Annotated in this window: 3 protein-coding genes; all 3 read left to right on the top strand. The window is 56.5% G+C overall.

Annotation, left to right across the window (positions count from 1 at the left end):
• The first annotated feature begins 372 nt into the window (after positions 1-372).
• Positions 373-1,245: a recombinase family protein gene (locus JQ621_RS35235; RefSeq protein WP_212241799.1), complete on the top strand. Its 873-nt coding sequence runs from the start codon at positions 373-375 to the stop codon at positions 1,243-1,245.
• A 193-nt stretch (positions 1,246-1,438) separates the two neighbouring features.
• A complete protein-coding gene (locus JQ621_RS35230) occupies positions 1,439-1,957 on the top strand; it encodes a D-glycero-alpha-D-manno-heptose-1,7-bisphosphate 7-phosphatase (protein ID WP_212241797.1) in 519 nt (172 codons plus the stop codon).
• Between the two features lie 218 nt (positions 1,958-2,175).
• Positions 2,176-2,390, top strand: a 215-nt coding sequence (locus JQ621_RS35225) for a GDP-mannose 4,6-dehydratase (protein WP_212241796.1), incomplete at its 3' end; no start/stop codon positions are given.

The following is a 2,390-nucleotide window of genomic DNA, read 5'->3' as shown; positions in this document are numbered from 1 at the left end:
GGACACACCCGCATGAACGCGAGGGACTTAAGCGAAAGACCTAAACGGGACGACCTTGGGATGCCCCCCTCCGTCGCGCAGTCACCATGATCCATGGCCATTGCACACGCAACAACCGAACGCGCCCAAACGGCCTCCAACAATTCGAATCTGAGCAGGTGTTGCACAAAAATCACGCAATAGAGACCGCGCTCAAATCTGCTAGCTACATGTTTTCATTGAGATAATAGTCAATCACGGGGGTGTGACACCGTCGGATAGGTGAATGGAACTAGTCCACAGACGCGAGCCGGATCCGGGCATCGCAGCACCGGAAAAGCGAATCGAGCTTTCAAGAAAATTCCCGCACATGCGTTGAGATGGGTGTCCTGAATGTCGGACGACAAGAAAATTTCGGCAGCCCCAAGCTGGCTTGGACTAAGCGAGGATCGCCGAAGCTACGTGTTCAGACCGGAGCGCGCCGAAGTTGTGAGGCGCATATTTGAGTTAGCGATAGGCGGAATGGGCAGCTATGCCATCGCGAATTATCTCGATGGGAAAAAAGTTCCGACCTTCACAAACTCCGAAAACTGGGATCACACCACGATTGACTACATGTTGAGAAACCGTGCGACCTATGGAGAGTATCAGCCCAAGAGTTTTGCGGGTGGCCACAAAAAGGGCGTCCCAAATGGACCGCCGATTCCAAACTACTATCCAGCCGTTATTGACAGAAACACGTACGAAACTGCGCAGATTGCTCGCAAGCAAAACCTCGCGAACCGCGGTCGCAAAGGAAATGAACTAGCGAACATATTTGGAGGTCTTACAAGGTGCGCCTATTGCGGTAACGAATTCGTACTGCACCGTGTCACGAATATTCAGGTGCTGGCGTGCGCGCAGGATCTGAATGGCATCGGCTGCAGTCGCACCGCTTGGACATATCGAGACTTCGAGATTACCCTTTTGGCATTTCTGGCGCACCCCGCTCTGGCTGACAGGCTGCAAGGCCGCCAGAAAGACAAACTGATCGAGCTCATCGATAGGATTGTAGATCTCTCCACAAACCAAGAGCGCTCATATCCCTTGCGTGTCGATATTGCCGTTCTGCTGAAGGAGATTGTAACGGAGATTATCGTTCACAGTGCCGGCGACATCTCGGCGCCAAGGCTACCATCTGCTCAGATCAGCAAAGATGTTAGAGGGCGTTATTCCGAAATTCGCCTCTGGGATGGCCAGCTAGACAGATGTCTTTCTCTTTCCTGAACCACTAACCTTAGCGGTTGGCGTACAAAGACCGTTCCTTCCTAAGCTGGGCGATCGGCGTCCGGACCGGGGCACGATGGCGGGATCAAGAGGTCTTCGGCCAGTATAGCAACTGCCACAATCGCTTCGTCTCGCTGGCAGCAAGCCGCCGCTGTGAAGGCGAACAAGGGCCCAAACACAAATGCGGCACCTCATGACGACCACATCGACGCGCCCAGCTGTCTTCTTCGACCGCGATGGCGTCCTCAATCATGACGCGGGCTACCTGTTCGAGGCCAGCAAGTTCAAATGGATCGACGGTGCGCGCGAGGCGGTCAGGCTCGTGAATGAGGCCGGCTATTTCGCCTTCGTCGTCACCAACCAGTCCGGGGTCGCCCGCGGTTTATATGAAGAGAGTGACGTGCAGGCCCTTCACCGCTGGATGGCGGGCGAGCTCGCGGCGGTGGGCGCGCATATCGATGCGTTCGAATATTGTCCTGATCACCCCGAGGCCCCTCTCGAGCGCTATCGTCGTGACAGTCACCGGCGCAAGCCTCGCCCGGGCATGATTACCGACTTGATGCAGCGCTTTCCCATTGCCGCCGACAGGAGCTTCCTGATCGGCGACCAGGAGCGCGACCTGGAAGCCGCGCGCGCGGCCGGCATCCGGGGACTGCTGTTCCAGGCAGGCAATCTCGCAACCTTCGTGCGCGAGGCCTTGCAGGACGTCTGAGGCGCCTGCGCTCCCGCCTGCCCAGAATGGTCGGAACTTTGTGGATTCGTCCTTCGCGGGCACCTTCAGAGCTTGCCCCGTCCCTTTAATCGTCACATAACACATTGATTAGAAAAGAGTATTTACCTGGCAGCCTGACACGGCAGGAAAACAAGACACCGTGGGAAAAGTAGGATACGCAACCGCTTCAATCCGAAACCGGTTGTCTGGAAACGGCTGTGAATCCTCAAGACTCCAAACAGCGCATCGCTCTCATTACCGGCGTGACCGGGCAAGACGGCGCCTATCTGGCCGAGCACCTGTTGTCACTCGGCTATGTCGTGCACGGCATCAAGCGGCGCTCGTCCTCGTTCAACACCGCGCGCGTCGATCATCTCTACCAGGACCCGCATCTCGGCGACGTGCCGTTCCTGATGCATTACGGCGACATGAC

The organism is Bradyrhizobium manausense (assembly GCF_018129685.1).
Lineage (GTDB): Bacteria > Pseudomonadota > Alphaproteobacteria > Rhizobiales > Xanthobacteraceae > Bradyrhizobium > Bradyrhizobium manausense_D.
This window is presented reverse-complemented; position numbering and strand designations above follow the sequence as displayed.